Annotated in this window: 20 protein-coding genes; 10 read left to right on the plus strand and 10 right to left on the minus strand. The window is 74.1% G+C overall.

What is annotated here, in order from left to right; all coding sequences use genetic code 11:
* The first annotated feature begins 29 nt into the window (after positions 1 to 29).
* Positions 30 to 959 (plus strand): aldo/keto reductase, encoded by a 930-nt coding sequence (locus AB2L28_RS20255; protein ID WP_370720806.1) that lies wholly within the window; start codon positions 30 to 32, stop codon positions 957 to 959.
* 3 nt (positions 960 to 962) lie between these two features.
* On the opposite strand, the gene AB2L28_RS20260 is transcribed toward AB2L28_RS20255, so the two are convergent.
* The 4 genes from AB2L28_RS20260 to AB2L28_RS20275 form a co-directional block, all read right to left on the minus strand.
* Positions 963 to 1,319 carry a DUF202 domain-containing protein gene (locus AB2L28_RS20260; protein WP_370720807.1) on the minus strand — a complete coding sequence of 119 codons (357 nt, stop codon included), beginning with the start codon at positions 1,317 to 1,319 and terminating at the stop codon, positions 963 to 965.
* Positions 1,316 to 1,699, minus strand: a complete 384-nt coding sequence (locus tag AB2L28_RS20265; RefSeq protein WP_370720808.1) for a YidH family protein — start codon at positions 1,697 to 1,699, stop codon at positions 1,316 to 1,318. Before AB2L28_RS20265 ends, AB2L28_RS20260 begins: the two co-directional genes overlap by 4 nt.
* A gap of 70 nt (positions 1,700 to 1,769) precedes the next feature.
* Positions 1,770 to 3,335: an alkaline phosphatase D family protein gene (locus AB2L28_RS20270; RefSeq protein WP_370720809.1), complete on the minus strand. Its 1,566-nt coding sequence runs from the start codon at positions 3,333 to 3,335 to the stop codon at positions 1,770 to 1,772.
* 88 nt (positions 3,336 to 3,423) lie between these two features.
* Complete coding sequence (locus tag AB2L28_RS20275) at positions 3,424 to 4,119, minus strand: SDR family oxidoreductase (RefSeq protein ID WP_370720810.1); 696 nt, start codon at positions 4,117 to 4,119, stop codon at positions 3,424 to 3,426.
* Between the two features lie 78 nt (positions 4,120 to 4,197).
* Between AB2L28_RS20275 and AB2L28_RS20280 the strand changes: the two genes are divergently transcribed.
* On the plus strand, positions 4,198 to 4,572 hold the full coding sequence (locus tag AB2L28_RS20280; RefSeq protein WP_370720811.1) for a MerR family transcriptional regulator: 375 nt from the start codon (positions 4,198 to 4,200) through the stop codon (positions 4,570 to 4,572).
* Positions 4,569 to 4,787, plus strand: a complete 219-nt coding sequence (locus tag AB2L28_RS20285; protein WP_370720812.1) for a hypothetical protein — start codon at positions 4,569 to 4,571, stop codon at positions 4,785 to 4,787. Before AB2L28_RS20280 ends, AB2L28_RS20285 begins: the two co-directional genes overlap by 4 nt.
* Here the strand turns inward: AB2L28_RS20285 and AB2L28_RS20290 are convergent.
* The 5 genes from AB2L28_RS20290 to AB2L28_RS20310 are packed head-to-tail and all read right to left on the minus strand — an operon-like array spanning position 4,750 to position 9,764.
* Positions 4,750 to 5,718 carry an adenosine deaminase gene (locus AB2L28_RS20290; protein ID WP_370720813.1) on the minus strand — a complete coding sequence of 323 codons (969 nt, stop codon included), beginning with the start codon at positions 5,716 to 5,718 and terminating at the stop codon, positions 4,750 to 4,752. The two genes, AB2L28_RS20285 and AB2L28_RS20290, sit on opposite strands and share 38 nt — an antisense overlap.
* Entirely contained in the window at positions 5,715 to 6,800 is a 1,086-nt protein-coding gene (locus AB2L28_RS20295) for an oxygenase MpaB family protein (RefSeq protein WP_370720814.1), read from the minus strand. The genes AB2L28_RS20290 and AB2L28_RS20295 overlap by 4 nt, the downstream gene beginning before the upstream one ends.
* Positions 6,797 to 7,159: an RNA-binding S4 domain-containing protein gene (locus AB2L28_RS20300; protein ID WP_370720815.1), complete on the minus strand. Its 363-nt coding sequence runs from the start codon at positions 7,157 to 7,159 to the stop codon at positions 6,797 to 6,799. Before AB2L28_RS20300 ends, AB2L28_RS20295 begins: the two co-directional genes overlap by 4 nt.
* 27 nt (positions 7,160 to 7,186) lie before the next feature.
* On the minus strand, positions 7,187 to 8,842 hold the full coding sequence (gene pgm, locus AB2L28_RS20305; protein WP_370720816.1) for a phosphoglucomutase (alpha-D-glucose-1,6-bisphosphate-dependent): 1,656 nt from the start codon (positions 8,840 to 8,842) through the stop codon (positions 7,187 to 7,189).
* A 31-nt stretch (positions 8,843 to 8,873) separates the two neighbouring features.
* Positions 8,874 to 9,764 (minus strand): helix-turn-helix domain-containing protein, encoded by an 891-nt coding sequence (locus AB2L28_RS20310; RefSeq protein ID WP_370720817.1) that lies wholly within the window; start codon positions 9,762 to 9,764, stop codon positions 8,874 to 8,876.
* An 87-nt stretch (positions 9,765 to 9,851) separates the two neighbouring features.
* Here AB2L28_RS20310 and AB2L28_RS20315 point away from each other — a divergent pair, with 87 nt between their 5' ends.
* From AB2L28_RS20315 to AB2L28_RS20325, 3 genes are all read left to right on the plus strand, one after another.
* Complete coding sequence (locus AB2L28_RS20315; RefSeq protein ID WP_370720818.1) at positions 9,852 to 10,559, plus strand: SDR family oxidoreductase; 708 nt, start codon at positions 9,852 to 9,854, stop codon at positions 10,557 to 10,559.
* A 64-nt stretch (positions 10,560 to 10,623) separates the two neighbouring features.
* Positions 10,624 to 11,031: a hypothetical protein gene (locus AB2L28_RS20320; protein WP_370720819.1), complete on the plus strand. Its 408-nt coding sequence runs from the start codon at positions 10,624 to 10,626 to the stop codon at positions 11,029 to 11,031.
* 79 nt (positions 11,032 to 11,110) lie between these two features.
* Positions 11,111 to 12,016 carry an SDR family NAD(P)-dependent oxidoreductase gene (locus AB2L28_RS20325; protein ID WP_370720820.1) on the plus strand — a complete coding sequence of 302 codons (906 nt, stop codon included), beginning with the start codon at positions 11,111 to 11,113 and terminating at the stop codon, positions 12,014 to 12,016.
* A 3-nt stretch (positions 12,017 to 12,019) separates the two neighbouring features.
* Here the strand turns inward: AB2L28_RS20325 and AB2L28_RS20330 are convergent, their stop codons facing one another.
* A complete protein-coding gene (locus tag AB2L28_RS20330; protein WP_370720821.1) occupies positions 12,020 to 12,754 on the minus strand; it encodes a YoaK family protein in 735 nt (244 codons plus the stop codon).
* A gap of 124 nt (positions 12,755 to 12,878) precedes the next feature.
* On the opposite strand from AB2L28_RS20330, the gene AB2L28_RS20335 reads away from it, so the two are divergent.
* Genes AB2L28_RS20335 through AB2L28_RS20350 form a run of 4 tightly spaced genes read left to right on the plus strand, consistent with a single transcriptional unit; the run spans position 12,879 to position 18,170 of the window.
* Positions 12,879 to 14,531: an ABC transporter substrate-binding protein gene (locus AB2L28_RS20335; protein ID WP_370720822.1), complete on the plus strand. Its 1,653-nt coding sequence runs from the start codon at positions 12,879 to 12,881 to the stop codon at positions 14,529 to 14,531.
* Entirely contained in the window at positions 14,531 to 15,487 is a 957-nt protein-coding gene (locus AB2L28_RS20340) for an ABC transporter permease (RefSeq protein WP_370720840.1), read from the plus strand. Before AB2L28_RS20335 ends, AB2L28_RS20340 begins: the two co-directional genes overlap by 1 nt.
* Entirely contained in the window at positions 15,484 to 16,371 is an 888-nt protein-coding gene (locus AB2L28_RS20345) for an ABC transporter permease (RefSeq protein ID WP_370720823.1), read from the plus strand. Before AB2L28_RS20340 ends, AB2L28_RS20345 begins: the two co-directional genes overlap by 4 nt.
* A 56-nt stretch (positions 16,372 to 16,427) precedes the next feature.
* Positions 16,428 to 18,170, plus strand: coding sequence for a gamma-glutamyltransferase family protein (locus tag AB2L28_RS20350; RefSeq protein ID WP_370720841.1), 1,743 nt, complete (start codon positions 16,428 to 16,430; stop codon positions 18,168 to 18,170).
* Positions 18,171 to 18,173: the final 3 nt, after the last annotated feature.

Raw genomic sequence — 18,173 nt, forward strand, 5'->3', positions numbered from 1 at the left:
GGTGCGGGGCCCGCACCTACGCTACCCGCGTGACGAACACCGCTCCCGGGGTGCACCGGCTGGGGCTGGGGCTGGCCGCCGTCGGCCGCCCGGCGTACATCACGCTCGGCCGCGAGCAGGACCTCGCCGCCGCCCGCTCCGTGGAGGACATGCGGGCCCGCTGCCACGCGCTGCTGGACGCGGCGTGGGACGCGGGGGTGCGCTACGTCGACACCGCCCGCTCCTACGGGTACGCCGAGCGGTTCCTCGGTGCCTGGCTCGCCGCGCACCCCGGCCGCCGCGAGCAGCTCACCGTCGGGTCGAAGTGGGGCTACGAGTACGTCGGCGACTGGGCGCTGGACGCGGAGGTGCACGAGCGCAAGGAGCACTCCCTGGCCCTGTTCGAGCGGCAGTGGCCCGAGACCCTGGAGGCGCTCGGCGGCCCCCCGGACGCCTACCTCGTCCACTCGGTCACCCCCGACTCCGGTGCCCTCGACGACGAACCGCTCCTGCGGGCGCTGGCCGACCTCGCCGGGTCCGGTGTGCGGGTGGGGATCTCGACGAGCGGACCGGCGCAGGGCGCCGTCGTGGACCGTGCCTCGGCGGGGTCCACGCCCTTCACCGCCGTCCAGGCGACGTGGAACCTGCTGGAACGCTCCGTGGGCCCCGCCCTCGCCCGGGCGCACGACGACGGCTGGCTGGTCGTCGTCAAGGAGGGCGTCGCCAACGGCCGGCTCACCGCGCACGGCGCCGACCCGGCGGTCGCCGAGCTCGCCCGCCTCGACGGCCAGACCGTCGACGCGTTCGCCCTCGGCTCCGCCCTGGCCCAGCCGTTCGTCGACGTCGTCCTCAGCGGCGCCGTGACGCGGGAGCAGCTGGCGCAGAACCTCGCCGCGCGGCTCCCGGCCACCGTGCCGGACGGCGTGGTCGAACGGCCCGAGGCGTACTGGGCGACGCGGAGCGCGCTGCCCTGGGGGTGATCCTCACCCCGCCGGGGAGAAACCCCGCACGACGACGAACGCCGCGGCCGTCACGCCCATGACGACCCCGACGACCGTGAGCAGCAGCAGGAGGTGGGCCGAGGTCGTCGCGTCCCGCAGGTGACCGTCCGTGAGCAGGTGGGCCGTGTGCCGGCGCTGCCGGGACCCGGCCAGGTGGTGCAGGACGACCCCTGCCGCCGCGCAGGCCACCCCCAGGACGACGGCGGTCGCGCCGAGCCGGGGCGCCATCAGCCGGGCACCCCCCAGCGACAGGACGACGACGGCCAGGCAGGTCCGGCGCCAGGCCAGCGCGGTCCGTTCGGGCTGCAGCCCCGGGTCGAACAGCCCGCGGTCCGTCACCGGAACAGCACCCCGAGGACGATGAGGACGCCCGTGACCGACGTGCCCACCGTCAGCGGCAGCGCGAGCGCGGGGGAGGGCAGCGGTGTCCCGGTGCGCATGGCCCGCTCGTCGCGGGCCCACCCGCGCCACGCCTGCAGCGGCGTCAGCAACCCGAGGACGACCAGCAGCAGGGACGCCGCCAACCGCAGGTCCGGCTGCAGCGGCAGGCTGAGGCCCTCCAGCGCGACCCCCGCCGCCAGCAGCGCCAGGGACGTGCGGATCCACGCCAGGAACGTGCGTTCGTTGGCCAAGGAGAACCGGGGGTCCGGTTCGTCGCCCACCCCGTAGACGGCGCGCGGGAACCGGGACGGCTGCTCGGGGGCGCTCCGGGTGCTCATGGCCAGACGGTACCCAGCGGGACGCACCGCACCGCGGGCTGCTGCGGGCGTGGGTCCTGACCCCGAGGGGTCAGACCTCCTGGGCGCCGGGTCGGCCGTCCTCGACGACGAACTCCCGCCACGTCTGCGTGGGTGCGTCGGGCGTCGACACGGTCGGGGTCATCCGCAGCTCCGTCCGCCACTGCCCGGGTGTCACGGTGCAGCGGACGTAACCGCGGCGGTCCCCGTCGAAGAACCGCACCTGCGGGTTGTAGGCGATCATCGGGCCGTAGTAGGGCCCGTACACCTCGCCGTCGCCGTTGGAGGAGATCGAGGTGCCGACGAACTCCGTCGCGATGACGGGGGAATCGCCGGGGCGCTCGACCTGCCGGTGGACGTCGCTGACGAACGTCGAGTGCCAGTCGCCCGTGACGAACACCGGGTTCGACACCCGGGAACTCTCCAGCGACCGGAAGAGGCGTTCGCGGGCGACGGGGTAGCCGTCCCACGAGTCGTGCCACACGACGTCGCCGGTCGGGCCGTCGTGGTCGAGACCGGCGACCATCACGTCGTTGCCCAGGACGTTCCACCGGGCGCGGGAGGCGTGGAGGCGGCGGTCCAGCCACCGTTCCTGCTCGCGGCCGAGCATCGTGGCGGCGGGGTCCCGCACTTCGGGCCCCTCGCCCCAGGTCCCGGCGGGGACGGTGCGGTACTGCCGTCCGTCGAGGACGCTCACGGAGGCGAGGGTGCCGAACTCCAGACCCCGGTGCAGCCGCAACCCGCCGTCGGGGCGGGGGATCGACGCCCGGCGCAGGGGCTGGTGCTCGTAGTACGCCTGGTACGCGGCGGCCCGGACGGCGGCGAGGTCCGGTCGCCCCTCCGCAGCCGTCCCCGCGTAGTCGTTGGCGACCTCGTGGTCGTCCCACGTCACGACGAACGGGTGCCGGGCGTGCGCGGCCTGGAGCTGCGGGTCGCTCTTGTAGAGGGAGTACCGGTACCGCCACTGCTCCAGCGTCCGGGGCGCGGCCCGGGCGGGTTCGGGGACGGGTGCATCGCGGTACCCGCCGCGGGCGTCGACGTCGCCCTCGTAGACGTAGTCGCCGAGGTGCAGGACGAATCCGAGGTCCTGTGCGGCGATGTCCGCGTAGGACGGGTAGTACCCGTACGCGAAGTCCTGGCAGGAGACGAACGCGAAGCGCAGCTCTGCCGGGCAGGACCGCGCGGACGGCAGGGTGCGGGTGCGGCCGACGGGCGACACGGCCCGGCGGTACCGGAACTGGTAGTGGTACTCGCGGTCGGGCCGCAGCCCGACGACCTCGACGTGCACCGAGTGCGCGAGTTCCGGGGTGGCCAGGGCGCGACCGCGGGCCACCTCGCACCGCATGGCCTCGTCGGTGCAGACCCGCCACTCCACCGGGACGGTGCGGTGGCCCATGCCCCCGTCGGCCGTGAACGGTTCCGGGGCCAGTCGGGTCCACAGGACGACGCCGTCCGCCGTCGGGTCGCCGGAGGCGATGCCGAGGGTGAACGGGTCGTCGTCGCGGTGGCGTCCGCTGCTCGCCGCCGCGGGGCTCACCCCCGCACTGGTGGCGGCGGCGAGCCCGGCGACGGCGCCCGTCGCGGTGAGGAACGTGCGGCGGTCGGTGGGGGTGGCCATGCCCGGAGTGTGCTCCCGCTGTGCGCAGGCCAGGTGACCCGCGGGACAACTCCGGGCGAACGGTCGGACCGGCGGATCGAGGTCGTCGTCAGGCCGGAAGGTGCTGCCCGTAGAACTCCCGCGGGTCCTTCGCCAGCGACGCCTTCACCATCTCGCTCCAGTCGTCGACGACGACCTCGAACGCCCCGGCCGCCACGGCGTCCAGGGTGCGGGTGGCGACGTCGGCGGGGGCGGTCTTGGGGCCGTCGTAGTCGCGGATCATGTCGGTGTCCGCGGCGCCCAGGTGGACGGAGACGACGCGGGTCCCCTGGCCGGCCAGCTCGATGCGCAGGGCGTTGCTCATGTTCCAGTTCGCGGCCTTGGAGACGGCGTAGGCGCCGGCGCCGGGGAAGGAGAACCAGGACAGGGCGGAGGCGACGTTGACGATCGTCCCGCCGCCGTTGGCGGCGAGCACGGGGGCGAAGGCGCGGACCATGGACAGGGTTCCCCAGAAGTTCACGTCCATCTCGGCGCGGACGCCGTCGAGGTCGCCGAGCAGGGTCGACCCGGTGGAGATCCCGGCGTTGTTGACGAGCAGGTCGACGTCCCCGGCCAGTTCCGCCGCGGCGGCGATCGAGGCGGGGTCGGTGATGTCGACGGCGACGGGCGTGACCCCGGGCAGGTCGATGCTCTCGGGACGGCGGGCGGCGGCGTAGACGGTGGCGCCGCGGGCGAGCAGTTCGGTGGCGAAGGCCCGGCCGATGCCGCGGTTGGCGCCGGTGACCAGAGCGGTGTGGGTCGTCATGCGAGGTACGCTAGGACCTGACGTCGACGTCAGGGTCAAGTCCGTGTCGGCAGTCGGTTCCACCAGGAGGGTGAAGCAGTGCGCATCGGTGAGGTCGCGAAGCGCTCGGGGGTCAGCGTCCGGGCGTTGCGGTACTACGAGGAGCAGGGGCTGCTGCAGTCCGAGCGCAGCCCGGGTGGGCAGCGCCACTACCCGGACTCCGCGGTCGAGCGGGTCCGGTTCATCCAGAACCTCTACGCCGCCGGGCTCGCCAGCAAGGCCGTCCTGCGGATCCTGCCGTGCATGGACCACGGGATCCTGACCGATGAGATGCAGGACCGGCTGCTGGCCGAGCGGGAGCGCGTGCAGGCCCAGCTGGAGGAGCTGACGGCGACGCGGGACAAGCTCGACGACGTCATCCGCGCCGGTCAGGCGTACCGGGCCTACCCCTCCGCGTGCGCGGTGGCCTCGTGAGCGGGGCGGACGACGAGGAGTTCGCGACTCTGCGCCGCGAGGCGTCCCGCAAGGGCTGGACCCTGGAGGCGCCGACGAACCGGCACCCCGGCTACCTGCTGACGAGCGGGAAACCGGGGGAGAAGGACGCCCGCATCGCTTTCGGCGCCGCCGGGCCCGTCCTCACCCTCGCCGAGGTCAAGGCGTGGCTGGCGGACCTGCCCAGGTCGCGCTGAGGCTGTTGCGCGCCAGGTGTTCCAGCTCGCCGTCGGTGAGGTCGAGGGCGTCGCGCACGGCGCGGTAGTTGTCCGCGACGTAGCCGCCGAAGTAGCTGGGGTCGTCGGAGTTCACGGTGACGAGGACGCCGGCGTCCAGGAGCGTCCGCAACGGGTGCGTCGCCAGGTCGGGCGTCACCTGCAGCCGCTGGTTCGACAGCGGGCAGACCGTGAGCGGCACCTGCTCGCGGGCCAGCCGCGCCACCAGGTCGGGGTCCTCCACGGACCGGACACCGTGGTCGATCCGTTCGACACCGACGTCGAGGGCCTCCCGCACGTAGTCGGGGCCGCCCTCCTCCCCGGCGTGGGCGGTGGCGCGGAAACCCCGGTCCCGGACGGTAGCGAAGTACCGCGCGAACCCCGACGGCGGGTTCCCGATCTCGGTCGACCCGAGACCGAACCCGACGATCCGGTCCGCCCACGGCATGACGGCGTCCACCATCGCCAGGGCGTCGTCCTCGGTGCGGTGGCGCTGGGCCGAGGTGATGAGCGCGGCGTCGATGCCCGTCTCGGCCCGCGCGCGGTCGAACCCCTCGAAGATCCCGTCGAGCTGGTCGGCCAGGGGGACCCCGAGCCCGAGGAACGTCTGGACCCCGAAGAAAACCTCGGCCCGGACCACGCCGTCGGCCGCCGCGCGCAGCAGGTAGCGGTGGGTGAGGTCAGCGAAGTCGCCCCGCTCGCGCAGCACCCGGCACCCGACGAAGAACACGTCGAGGAAGGACTGCAGGTCGGTGAACGCGTACGCGGCGCGCACCTCCTCCACGCAGCGCCACGGCAGCGCGACGTCGTGCCGCCGCGCCAGCTCCAGGAGGTGGTCGGCCTCCAGCGTCCCCTCGAGGTGGACGTGCAGCTCCGCCTTGGGCAGGTCCTCCACCCTCGTCCGTCCGATCACGCGACGAGCTCGGCGCTCTCGCGCAGGAACCGGCGGTTCGTCCACACGTTCAGCTCCACCACCGCGTTCCAGACCCGGTCCGAGCGGCGCAGCAGCGTCTGCCCGGCCCGGTTCACGGCCGCGGCCACGGGGACGATCCGGTCCTGCGGAGCGGGGTCACCCAGCCCCAGCGCGCGGCCGAGGTCCGGACCCTGCAGGTGGCGCGCCACGGTGCGGGCCGCGATCCGTCCCGGCCCCAGCGGGACGCGGACGAGGTCGCGCAGGCCAACGGCGAGGGCCTCGATCCCGGCCTCGGTGAGGACACGCGAGTCCTGCGAGGGGGGGCCGGTGAGCGCGTCGACGCGGCGCAGGAGCTCGCCGGCCGAGCGCCGGTCGACGGCGCCCGCGATGAGCTGCGGTTCCACCCCCAGCAGCGATCCGAGGAACTGCCAGTAGGTGAGGAACTGCGCGTACTCGGCGTCGGTGACGGCGAACCCCAGCCGGTGCGCGGAGCGCGGTGCGACGACGGTGAAGTCCAGCCACGTCCGCACCGAGTCCATCTGGCTGATCGGGACGACCCCGTCGGGGGACGCCGAGGCCCGCTGGACGTCACGGCGGGCCACCGCGTGCCCCAGGCGGACCCAGGCCGTCATGACCCAGCCCTCGGCGCCGCGGACGAGACCACCGGGCAGTGAGGCGGCCGAGAGCCACCGCGCGGTCTCGGTCAGTCGGTGCTGGGTGCCGTGCACGAGCCGCCCGGTGCCGGTGAGGACGGCCGCGGGGCCCGGGGGCCGGTAGGAGCTGATGAGCGCACCCGCGCCCGTGTCGAACACGTGCACCGCCAGCGGGGCCGTGAACGTCGCGCGGGCCCCGGCCGCCAGCAGGTCCGCCTCGCCCGCGGCCGCCACCCGTTCCTGTTCGGCGACGAACGCGCGGACCGCCGGGTGCGCCGCCGACGACGAGCCCTCCCGCAGCGCGCGGGCGAACTGCCCGCGGACCGCGGGGTCGTCGTGCACGGCGTCGGCCACGGCGTCCGCGAGGTCGTCACCGCGCCGCTGAGCGGTGGTCAACTGCTCCAGGGTGGGCAGGTCCGGGTACGTCACCGTCGTCCTCGCAGGTCGTCCATCTCGCGGCGGTCCCGCTTCGTCGGCCGGCCGGCGCCGCGGTCGCGGACGCCGAACGCGCCGAAGAACTCGTCCTTGGGGGGCGGGGGCGGGGAGTGGTCCACGTACGCCGCCTGGGCCAGGGGAGCACCCACGCGCTTGTCCAGCAACTGGACGACCTCGAAGACCTTGTCGTACCCCTCGGCCCGAACCGTCACGACGTCCCCGACGTGGACGCTCGTCGCGGGTTTCGCCCGTTCGTCGTTGACCCGGACGTGCCCCGCCTTCACCGCGGCGGACGCGAGCGACCGGCTCTTGTAGAGCCGGACCGCCCACGTCCACGCGTCGATCCTCGTCATGCGACTCCCGTGCAGCTGCTCGGACCGCTACTTCCCGGACAGGACCCCGTCGACCAGTTCCTGCGCCTCGTGCTGGACGTGGCGCAGGTGGTCGGCGCCCTTGAAGGACTCCGCGTAGATCTTGTAGACGTCCTCGGTGCCGGACGGGCGTGCCGCGAACCACGCCGACTCCGTCGCGACCTTCAACCCGCCGATCTTCGCGCCGTTGCCCGGCGCCTCGGTGAGCTTGCTCACGATGGGTTCCCCGGCCAGTTCCGTCGCGGACACCTGGTCGGCCGACAGCTTCGACAGCGTGGCCTTCTGCTCGCGCGTGGCGGCGGCGTCGGAGCGGACGTACTGCGGGCGCCCGAACTCCTCCACGAGGTCGCCGTAGTGCTCGCTGGGCGTCCGGCCGGTGACGGCGGTGATCTCCGAGGCCAGCAGCGCCAGCAGGATGCCGTCCTTGTCGGTGCTCCACACCGACCCGTCCTTGCGCAGGAACGAGGCCCCGGCGGACTCCTCGCCGCCGAACCCGACGGAGGCGTCGAGCAGGCCCGGGACGAACCACTTGAACCCGACCGGGACCTCCAACAGGGTGCGGCCCAGCGACTCCGCGACGCGGTCGATCATCGAGCTCGACACGAGCGTCTTGCCGATCGCGGCGCTCCGGGGCCAGTCCTGGCGCGAGGAGAACAGGTACTGGATCGCGACGGCGAGGTAGTGGTTGGGGTTCATCAGTCCCGCGTCGGGGGTGACGATGCCGTGCCGGTCGGAGTCGGCGTCGTTGCCCGTCGCGATCTGGAACTCCGAGCGCCGGTCGATGAGGGAGTGCATCGCCGAGGGGGAGGAGCAGTCCATCCGGATCTTGCCGTCCCAGTCCAGCGTCATGAACCGCCACGTCGGGTCCACCAGCGGGTTCACGACCGTCAGGTCCAGGCGGTGCCGGTCGGCGACGGCCTGCCAGAACTCCACGCTCGCCCCGCCGAGCGGGTCGGCCCCGATGCGGATGCCCGCGTCGCGGACGGCGTCGATGTCCAGGACGTTCGGCAGGTCGTCGACGTAGGTGCCGAGGAAGTCGTAGCCCTGCGCCGCGGCGCGGGCCCTGGCGAACGGGACGCGGCGGACGCCGTCGAGCCCGGCTTCCAGGTAGGCGTTCGCCTTCGCCGCGATCCACCCGGTCGCGTCGGTGTCGGCCGGGCCGCCGTTCGGCGGGTTGTACTTGAACCCGCCGTCGCGCGGCGGGTTGTGGGAGGGGGTGACGACGATCCCGTCGGCCAGGCCGGACCCCGTCGTGCGGATCGCCCGGCCGTCGCGGTTCGCGGCGAGGATCGCGTGCGAGACCGCCGGCGTCGGCGTCCAGGAGTCGCGGTCGTCGACGAGGACGGTGACGTCGTTGGCGCCGAGGACCTCCAGCGCGGACACCCACGCGGGCTCGGACAGGGCGTGCGTGTCGCGGCCGAGGAAGAGCGGGCCGTCGTAGCCCTGCTCGCGGCGGTAGTCGACGATCGCCTGCGTCGTGGCGAGGATGTGGTCCTCGTTGAACGCGGCGTCGAGGCTGGACCCGCGGTGCCCCGAGGTGCCGAAGGCGACGCGCTGGCCGACCTCGGACGGGTCGGGCTTCGTCGCGTAGTAGGCCGTGACGACGTGCGAGACGTCGATGAGGTCGGAGGGCTGGGCGTGCTGTCCTGCGCGGGGGTTCGTCATGGCTTCCTCGTCACTCCTGGGCTCCGGCTGGTCAGGCTCGCATCGGTCGTGCCGATGATGCTGCACCGCCCGCAGCGCCCCCGCCACCGCCCCCGGTGAGGCGGGTCAGGCGCTCGGCGTCGGCCGAGCCCGGGGCGGCGGAGTACACGACGACGCGCACGTCGCCGCCGGGGACCTCCAGCACGTCACCGTCCAGCGTCAGGGCCCCGACCCCGGCGTGGTCGACGCGCTTGCGCATCCCCCGGTAGCGGGCCGGGCGGGCCGACGTCCAGCGCTCCACGAACTCGGGGCTGCGCCCGGTCAGGGCCTCGACCAGGTCGACCAGCTCGGCGTCGTCGGGGTGTTCCACGAGCGCCACCCGCAGGTCCCCGACGATCGCGTCGCGGAACACCTCGTCCTGCGCCGGCTCCCGCCACACGCGGGGGTTCGGCTCGACCATCTCGTGCCAGACGACGTTCCGCTGCCGTCCCCGCTGGGCGAGCGGGTCGCCCAGCAGCACCGTCCAGGCGGCGTTCCAGCGCAGCAGCCACCAGTCCGCCGAGTAGACGGCGGCCGGCAGCGGGCCGAGCCGCTCGACCAGCCGCTCCGCCGCGGCGGGCACCTCGCGCCGGACGGAACCCGTCGGCGCGGCGAGGCCGGCGGCGCGGTGCAGGAGCGCGGTGCCGTCGTCGGTCAGGCGCAGGGCCCGGGCCAGCGCGGCGACCACCGGCGCCGACGGCCGCGCCGCCCGCCCCTGCTCGAGCTGGACGAGGTAGTCGACGGAGACACCGGCCAGCAGTGCGAGCTCCTCGCGGCGCAGCCCCGGGGTCCGGCGGGTGCCGCGGGCGAACCCGGTGCCCTCCACGGTGCAGCCGCGCCGGAACCCCCGCAGCAGGCCACCCAGCGCCGGGCTCTGGACCGGACCCGTCGTCCTCGTCGTCACGGGGTCATCCTGCCCCGGGTGGTACCGCCGGTCCCCCCGACCGACGGCGCCTTCCCCGGCCCGGCCGTCCGGTCGAGGGTGGTCGCCATGACCACCACCTCTTCCGTCGTCCTCGTCACCGGCGGCAACAAGGGCATCGGCCGCGAGACCTGCCGCCGCCTCGCCGAGCTCGGCCACACCGTCCTCCTCGGCGCACGCGACCCCGAGCGCGGACGGGCCGCCGCCGAGGAGCTGGGCGTGACCTGGCTGCCGCTCGACGTGACCGACCAGGCCAGCGTCGACGCCGCGGCCGAGCGGGTGCGCCGCGAGCACGGCCGCCTGGACGTCCTCGTCAACAACGCCGGCGTCAACAGCGCGGTCATGCCGGTCGAGGAGCTCACTGCCAGCGAGCTCGCCGCGCTGCTGGACGTGAACCTCCTCGGCGTCCTGCGCGTCACCAACGCGTTCGTCCCGCTGCTGCACGACTCGGCGCACCCGCGGGTCGTCAACGTCTCCTCGACCGTGGGCTCCTTCGCCCGCACGCTGGAGATGGACCTGTTCGACTGGCGGATCACGCCGCCGGCGTACGCGGTGTCCAAGAGCGCCCTGACGATGCTCACCCTGAAGTTCGCCCGCGCCCTGCCCGGGGTCCTCGTCAACGCCGCCGACCCCGGCTACACCCGCACCGACCTCAACGGCGGCGACGGCGCGCAGAGCGTCACCGAGGGCACCGACGCGGTCGTGCAGCTCGCGACGCTGCCCGACGACGGACCGACCGGGACGTTCGCCGACCGGCGGGGCGTCGTGCCCTGGTGAGCCGGGTCTTGCGGTTCCCCCGGACGAGCGTCAGGCTGGCCTGACGACGAACGGGGAGGCGATGATGACCGTCCAGACGACCGCGCAGGAGCTCGAACGCGAGCACACCCTGCTCACCGCGGCGCACCGGTACGACGACCTGCGCCTGCGGCACGCGCTCCTGGGGTCCGCCCCGCCCGCCGAGGGCGGCGTGCACCTCCCGCGGCACGAGGCGCTGGAACTGCTCGCGCTCGGGGAGGTGCTGTCCCGCAAGGCGTCCTACGGTCGCCAGCTCGCCGTGCGCGCCGCACGGGCGGCCGGGGCGTCCTGGTCGCAGATCGCCGCGGCGACGGGTGTCACCAAGCAGAGCGCGTGGGAGGCCCACCAGGCGTGGATCCAGGCGCAGGCCGACGCCCACCGCGCGCACGACTGGGAGGGGTTCTCGGCGGAGGAGGAGCGGGACGCGCGCCGGCTCGCCGGGCCGCCGGACTGAGGACGCGCCCCACGAGCACCAGGCGCATGATCGCCCTGTGGCCGCACCGACCCGGGTGCGCGGACCCGAGGGAGACGACGTGAGCAGCACGCGGTGGACGGCCGGCGACGTACCCGACCAGCACGGCCGGGTGGCGGTCGTCACCGGAGCCAACACCGGCCTGGGCTTCGAGACCGCGAAGGTCCTCGCCGCCCGCGGCGCGACGGTGGTGCTGGCCGTCCGCGACGTCGAGAAGGGCTCGGCGGCCGCGGCCCGGATGCCGGGGGAGGTCTCGGTCCAGCGGCTGGACCTGTCGTCGCTGGCGTCGGTCCGGGAGGCGGCGGAGGCGGTGCGGGCAGCGCACCCCCGCGTGGACTTGCTGGTGAACAACGCCGGTGTCATGTACACGCAGAAGAAGACGACGCAGGACGGGTTCGAGCTGCAGTTCGGCACGAACCACCTGGGGCACTTCGCCTTCACCGGTCTGCTGCTCGACGCCCTGCTGCCGGTGGACGGCTCCCGGGTGGTGACGGTCAGCAGCCTGGCCCACCGCATCCGCGCCGCGATCCACTTCGACGACCTGCAGTGGGAGCGGTCGTACTCGCGCGTCGGCGCCTACGGGCAGTCCAAGCTCGCCAACCTGCTGTTCACCTACGAGCTGCAGCGCCGGCTCGCCGCCCGCGGCGCCGGCACGATCGCCGTCGCCGCCCACCCGGGGGTCTCGAACACCGAGCTCGCCCGGAACTCCCCGGCGCTCGTGCGCACGGCGATGGACCGGCTCGGGGGACTGCTGACGCAGCCGGCGGACAAGGGAGCGCTGCCGACGCTGCGGGCCGCGACCGACCCGGCCGTCCTGGGCGGGCAGTACTTCGGGCCGGGCGGCCCGGGAGAGTCCCGCGGGCTGCCCCGCCAGGTCGCCTCCAGCCCGCAGTCCCACGACCTCGGTGTCCGGCAGCGGCTGTGGGCGGTCTCGGAGGAGCTGACGGGAGTCCGCTTCCCCGTGTGAGCGTCAGCGGGTGGCGTGCGCCCGCAGGTGGCCCAGGACGGCGGCCACGAGGGAGATGCCCGCGGCGACGCCGAGGCCGGCGCCGGGGTGCAGGCGCAGCAGCGCCGCCCCGGCCGCCGCTCCCGCGAGGATGAGGACGACGGCCCCGAGGCGGCGGCGCCAGCCGTCTCCCGTGCCGCCGGCCAGCCGGGAGTCCGCCGCCAGCCCCGTCAGCGTCGAGGTCACGACGACCGTGGTGACGTCCTTGACGGCCAGCCGGCGGGCGGCGGCGGCCTGACCGCCCATCGCGACGCCCAGCACGGCCGTGACCGCCAGGGCCGCCGGCGGCGGGGTCGTCCCCTGTTCGACGGGCAGGCCGCTGATGAGGGACGACGCGACGGCCAGGCCCGCGAGGACGACCCCCACGACGGCGAAGACCCAGGTGGACGCGGTCGTCCAGCCCGTCGCGGCCGTGCGCAGCACGCGCCCCACGAGCGCCGCCCCGGCGAGGAAGCCGACGAGCGCCAGCACGGGCCCGACGATCGGAAGGTCCTCGGACCCGGTGAGCGCCATGCCCAGGATGACGACGTTGCCCGTCATGTTGGCCGTGAAGACGCGGTCCAGGCCCAGGTAGCCGACGGCGTCGACGATCCCGGTCGAGAACGTCAGCACGAGCATCAGCGCGAGGTGCCAGGACGTCCGTCGCGGGCCGGACCCGGCTGCGGTCGTGGACGGTGCGGCGGTCTTCTCGGGGGGCATCGCGCTCTCCTGCTCGGCGGACTCAGAACCCGGGGCGTGGTGAAACACCGGGGAAACACAGGAAGGGTACGGTGCTCCGATTGTATACGTTCCGCTGCTGAGTCCGACCGGCGAGAGGTTCGCGATGACTGCCCGACCAGCACTGCTCCGTCTCCTGCCCGCCGCCCTCGCCGTCCCGGTGCTGGGACTGGCGGCCTGCGTGCCCGTGCAACCCGTCGGCGAGGCGCCCGAGCGCGAGGACGTCACCGGCGTCGCGATCGGGGACCGGCCCGTCCGGGACGGCGGGGACCTCGTCATGGCCCTGTCGGCCGAACCCGACCGGCTCGACCCCACGACGTCGTCCTCGCTCTACACGCGGTACGTGATGAACGCGATCTGCGAGAAGCTCTACGACATCGACGCCGAGGGGAACCTCGTGCCGCAGCTCGCCGCCGCCCTGCCCACGACGTCCCCCGACGGTCTCACCGTGACGATCCCCGTCCGGTCCGGCGTCCGGTTCGCCGACGGCACCCCGCTCGACGCCGCGGCCGTCGTCACGACCCTCGAACGGAACCTCACCCTCGAGACGAGCACCCGCAAGAGCGAACTCGGGCCCGTCAGCGACGTCGAGGCGGCCGACCCCTCCACCGTCGTCGTCCGCTACGAGACACCCTTCGCCCCGCTGGCCGCCTCCCTCGCCGACCGCGCCGGGATGATCATGTCACCGGCGGCGCTCGCCGAGCTCGGCGCCGACTTCGGGGACCACCCGACCTGCGTCGGGCCCATGAAGTTCGTCGACCGCGTCCCGCAGACGTCGATCACCGTCGAGCGCGACCCGGACTACTACGCGGCCGACGACGTCCACCTCGACAGCATCACCTACCGGATCATGACGGACGCCAACATCCGCGCCGCGAACCTGCGCTCCGGCGACGTCCAGGTCGCCGACAGCCTGTCCCCGCAGGACGTCGACGCGCTGGCGCAGGAGAAGGGCATCGGCCTGCTGCAGACCGGGTCGTTCGGGTACCAGGGGGTCACGTTCAACCTCGGCAACACCGACGGCGTCGGGAACCCCCCGGGCCGCATCGACACCCCGCTGGCGACCGATCCCCGCGTCCGCGAGGCGTTCTCCCTCGCCGTCGACCGGCAGGCGCTCGTGAACTCGGTGTTCAACGACTGGTACGAACCGGCCTGCTCGTTCATCTCACCCGACAGCACGTACGCCACCGAGGCCTCGGACGCCTGCCCGCCGCACGACCCGGCGCGGGCGAAGCAGCTGCTCACCGAGGCCGGCGTGGACCTGCCGTACCGGATCCGGCTGTCGGCGTCGAACACGGCGGACACCCTCCGGTTCTCCCAGGCCCTGCAGGCCAGCGTCCAGGAGGCGGGTTTCGCCATCGACATCGAACCGGTGGAGTACTCCACCCTCCTGGACCAGCAGTCCTCCGGTGACTTCGAGGCCGTCCAGCTCGGGTGGTCCGGTCGCGTCGACCCGCACGGGAACTCCTCGAACTTCCTCACCACCGGCGCGGGCAACAACTACTCCGGGTACTCCGACCCCGAGGTGGACGCGCTGCTGAAGCAGGCCGCCCAGAGCACCGACCCCGCGACGCGCGCCGACCTCTACGGCCAGGTCGTCACGATCGTGCAGCGGGACAACCCGATCGTCTACCTGTACCGGGTGCGCAGCATCACCGGGTACGTCGGTTCCGGTGAGGACGCCGTGGCCGGTGTCGAGACCTACGCCGACGGTGTCGTCCGCCTCGGGCGCGCCGCCTTCCTCCAGGAGAGTGAGTGATGGGACGTTTCCTGCTGTCCCGGCTGTGGCAGAGCGTCGTGACGCTCGTGCTCGCCTCGATGGTCGTCTTCGCCGGTGTGCGCGCCCTGCCCGGCGACCCCGCGCTGGCCGTCGCCGGCGAGGAGGCGACACCCGAGGCGCTGGCCGCCGTGCGCGCCGACCTCGGCCTGGACCAGCCGGTCTGGGTGCAGTACTGGAGGTTCCTCACGAACGCGCTGACCGGCGACCTGGGGACCTCGGTGCGCACGGGGACGCCCGTCACCGAGCTCATCGGCGCGACGCTGCCGGTGACGGTCTGGCTGTCCGTCTACGCCATGCTGTTCGCCGTCGCGTTCGGCCTGGCGATGGGCGTCGTCGCCGCCGTCCGGCGGGGGACCTGGGCCGAGGCGGGCGTCAACGGGCTCTCGCTGCTGGGCCTGTCCGTGCCGAGCTTCTGGCTGGGGCTGCTGGCGATCCTCTACCTCGCCGTCGGGCTCGGCTGGTTCCCCGCCTCCGGGTACGTCTCGCCGGTGCAGGACCCGCTGCGGGCCCTGCACCACCTGACCCTGCCGGCCGTCATCCTCGGCGCGGGGATCGCCGCCGTCGTCATGCGGCAGACCCGCGCGTCGATGCTGCAGAACCTCTCGGCCGACTACGTCCGCACCGCCCGCGCCAAGGGGGCCTCGCGCTCGGCCGTCGTCCTGCGGTTCGCGCTGCGCAACTCCCTCGTCGTCGTCGTGACGCTCGTGGGCCTGCAGCTCGGCGGGCTGATCTCCGGGGCCGTCGTCACCGAGCGGATCTTCGGCCTGCCCGGGTTCGGGAAGCTGACGCTGGACTCGGTGTTCAGCCGCGACTACCCCGTCATCGAGGGCGTCGTGCTCGTCGTGACCCTCGCCTACGTCGTCATCAACCTGGTGGTCGACCTGCTCTACACCGTCCTGGACCCCCGCATCCGCGTCGCCGGAGGTGCCCGATGAGCCAGACCGTCCAGACCGACGACCGGCTCGAGGTGGACCTCGGGTCCAGCCGCGGGCTCGTCCTGCGGCGCCTGCTGCGCAACCCCGCCGGCGTCGTGGGGACGGTGCTGGCCGCCCTCGTCGTCCTCGCCGCCCTGCTGGCCCCGGTCCTCGCGCCGTACCCGCCGACGCAGGTCCACTTCGAGACCCCGTTCCAGGTCCCCCGCACCGTGGGGTTCTGGCTCGGGACCGACGACCTCGGCCGCGACGTGCTGTCCCGCATCCTGTTCGGCCTGCGGGCCTCGCTGCAGGTGGCGCTGCTGGCCGTCGTGCTGTCGGTCGTCGTCGGGACGCCGCTCGGCCTGGCCGCCGGGTACTGGCGCGGGCTGGACGCCGTGGTGTCCCGCGTGACCGACGTCGTGCTGGCGTTCCCGTTCCTCGTCCTGGCCGTCGGGCTGGCCGCGATCCGCGGGGCGAGCCTGGGCAACGCCGCGATCGCCCTGGGGATCGCCCACGTGCCGCAGGTGATCCGCGTCGTGCGCGCCGAGACCCTGCGGCTGCGGGGCGCGGAGTACGTGCTGGCCGCCAAGACGATGGACGCCTCCGGGGTCCGCATCCTCGCCACGCACGTGCTGCCGAACGCCGTCCCCTCGATCGTCGTGCAGGCCACGGTGATCGTGCCGGCCGTCGTCATCGGCGAGGCGCTGCTGTCGTTCCTCGGCCTCGGCATCCAGCCGCCCACCCCGAGCCTGGGCATCATGCTGTCCGACGCGCAGCAGTACATCTTCCGAGCGCCGACGGCGGCGCTCTTCCCGGGCCTCGCGATCGTCCTCGTCTGCCTGGCCTTCAACCTCTTCGGCGACGCGCTGCGCGACGCCCTCGACCCGAGCGGAGACCACCGGTGAGCTTCACGCCCCCGATCGAGAACACCACCCGCCCCACCCTGCGCGGCACGTTCGGCATGACGGCCTCGACGCACTGGCTGGCCTCCGCGACGGGTCAGTCCGTGCTGGAACGCGGCGGGAACGCGTTCGACGCCGCCGTGGCGGCCGCGTTCGTCCTGCACGTCGTCGAACCCCACCTCAACGGGCCCGGCGGCGACATGACGGGCGTGTTCGCCACCGCGACGGACCCGACGCCCGTCGTCCTCAACGGCCAGGGCCCCGCCCCGGCTGCCGCGACCATCGCGCACTACCGCGCCGAAGGGCTCGACACGGTCCCCGGCGCGGGTGGTCTCGCCGCGGCCGTGCCTGGCGCCGTCGACGCCTGGATGGTGCTGCTGCGCGACCACGGGACGTGGGAACTCGCCGACGTCCTCGAACCGGCCATCGGGTACGCCCGCGACGGGCACCCCGTCGTCGGCCGGGTCGGCACGACCATCGCGTCGGTGGCCGACCTGTTCCGGGAGCACTGGCCGAGCTCGGCGGCGCTGTGGATGCCGCAGGGCCGGGTCCCGCGGGCCGGGGACGTCGTCACGAACCCGGCGTGGGCGCGGACGTTGCAGCGGCTGGTGGACGCGGGGAAGGACGCCGGGTCGCGCGTCGAGCGGATCGAGGCGTTCCGCCGCGAGTGGCGCGAGGGGTTCGTCGCCCGCGAAGCCGTGGAGTTCCTCCGCACCCCGCACCGGCACTCCTCGGGCACCGACCACGCCGCCGTGCTCGAGACCTCCGACTGGGCCGCGTTCTCGGCCGGGTACGAACCGGCCACCACGATCGAGTTCCGCGGGACGACGGTCGCCAAGACCGGGCCGTTCGGGCAGGGGCCCGTGCTGCTGCAGGCGCTGCGGATCCTCGACGGGTTCGACGACGCCGACCTGGACCCCTCGACCGTCCGCGGCGCGCACACCGTCCTGGAGGCGCTCAAGCTCGCCCTGGCCGACCGCGACGCCTGGTACGGCTCGGCGGCCGACCCGGACGTGCTGGCGGAGCTGCTGTCCGAGGAGTACGCCGCGACCCGCCGCGCGCTCATCACCGACCGCGCCTCGCACGAGTTCCGCCCGGGGTCCCCGGGGGGCCGGACGCCGCACGTCCCGCCCCTGCGCACCGACGCCCCCTCCGCCGTGGGCGTCGGGGAACCGACGGTGGGTGAACCCACCGTCGAGAGCACGGGCACCACGCGGGGCGACACCTGCCACGTCGACGTCGTCGACCGGTGGGGCAACGTCGTGTCCGCGACGCCCTCGGGCGGCTGGCTGCAGTCGTCCCCGACCGTCCCCGAACTCGGGTTCTGCCTCGGGTCGCGCCTGCAGATGACGTGGCTCGACGAGGACTCGCCCTCCGCGCTGCGCCCGGGGGAACGTCCCCGCACGACGCTGACCCCGACGCTGCTGCTGCGCGGCGGGGTCCCCGTCGAGGCGGTGGGAACCCCCGGCGGGGACCAGCAGGACCAGTGGCAGCTGCTGTACCTGCTGCGCACCCTCGTCGGCGGGTACGAGCCGCAGCAGGCGATCGACGCACCCGCCCTGCACACCACGTCGATGCCCGGCTCGTTCTGGCCGCGGACCTGGACGCCCGGCGGCGCCGTCGTCGAGGGCCGGATCGGTGAGGACGTCATCGCCGGTCTCACCGAGCGCGGGCACGTCGTGACCCGGTCCGGGGACTGGTCCCTGGGCCGCCTGACCTGCGCGGGACGCGACCCGGACACGGGTGTCCTGCACGCCGCCGCGAACTCCCGCGGCGCCCAGGGCTACGCGGTGGGGCGGTGAACG

Origin of the sequence: Kineococcus mangrovi, assembly GCF_041320705.1 — a bacterium.
Lineage (GTDB): Bacteria > Actinomycetota > Actinomycetes > Actinomycetales > Kineococcaceae > Kineococcus > Kineococcus mangrovi.

What these genes read in the sequence shown, in the direction of transcription:
- AB2L28_RS20265 (WP_370720808.1), bottom strand. Translation starts at nt 1,699, where the DNA reads ATGAGCACCCGGAGCGCCCCCGAGCAGCCGTCCCGGTTCCCGCGCGCC.
- AB2L28_RS20270 (WP_370720809.1), bottom strand. Translation starts at nt 3,335, where the DNA reads ATGGCCACCCCCACCGACCGCCGCACGTTCCTCACCGCGACGGGCGCC.
- AB2L28_RS20275 (WP_370720810.1), bottom strand. Translation starts at nt 4,119, where the DNA reads ATGACGACCCACACCGCTCTGGTCACCGGCGCCAACCGCGGCATCGGC.
- AB2L28_RS20300 (WP_370720815.1), bottom strand. Translation starts at nt 7,159, where the DNA reads ATGACGAGGATCGACGCGTGGACGTGGGCGGTCCGGCTCTACAAGAGC.
- pgm (WP_370720816.1), bottom strand. Translation starts at nt 8,842, where the DNA reads ATGACGAACCCCCGCGCAGGACAGCACGCCCAGCCCTCCGACCTCATC.
- AB2L28_RS20315 (WP_370720818.1), top strand. Translation starts at nt 9,852, where the DNA reads ATGACCACCACCTCTTCCGTCGTCCTCGTCACCGGCGGCAACAAGGGC.
- AB2L28_RS20320 (WP_370720819.1), top strand. Translation starts at nt 10,624, where the DNA reads ATGACCGTCCAGACGACCGCGCAGGAGCTCGAACGCGAGCACACCCTG.
- AB2L28_RS20330 (WP_370720821.1), bottom strand. Translation starts at nt 12,754, where the DNA reads ATGCCCCCCGAGAAGACCGCCGCACCGTCCACGACCGCAGCCGGGTCC.
- AB2L28_RS20335 (WP_370720822.1), top strand. Translation starts at nt 12,879, where the DNA reads ATGACTGCCCGACCAGCACTGCTCCGTCTCCTGCCCGCCGCCCTCGCC.
- AB2L28_RS20340 (WP_370720840.1), top strand. Translation starts at nt 14,531, where the DNA reads ATGGGACGTTTCCTGCTGTCCCGGCTGTGGCAGAGCGTCGTGACGCTC.
- AB2L28_RS20345 (WP_370720823.1), top strand. Translation starts at nt 15,484, where the DNA reads ATGAGCCAGACCGTCCAGACCGACGACCGGCTCGAGGTGGACCTCGGG.
- AB2L28_RS20350 (WP_370720841.1), top strand. Translation starts at nt 16,428, where the DNA reads ATGACGGCCTCGACGCACTGGCTGGCCTCCGCGACGGGTCAGTCCGTG.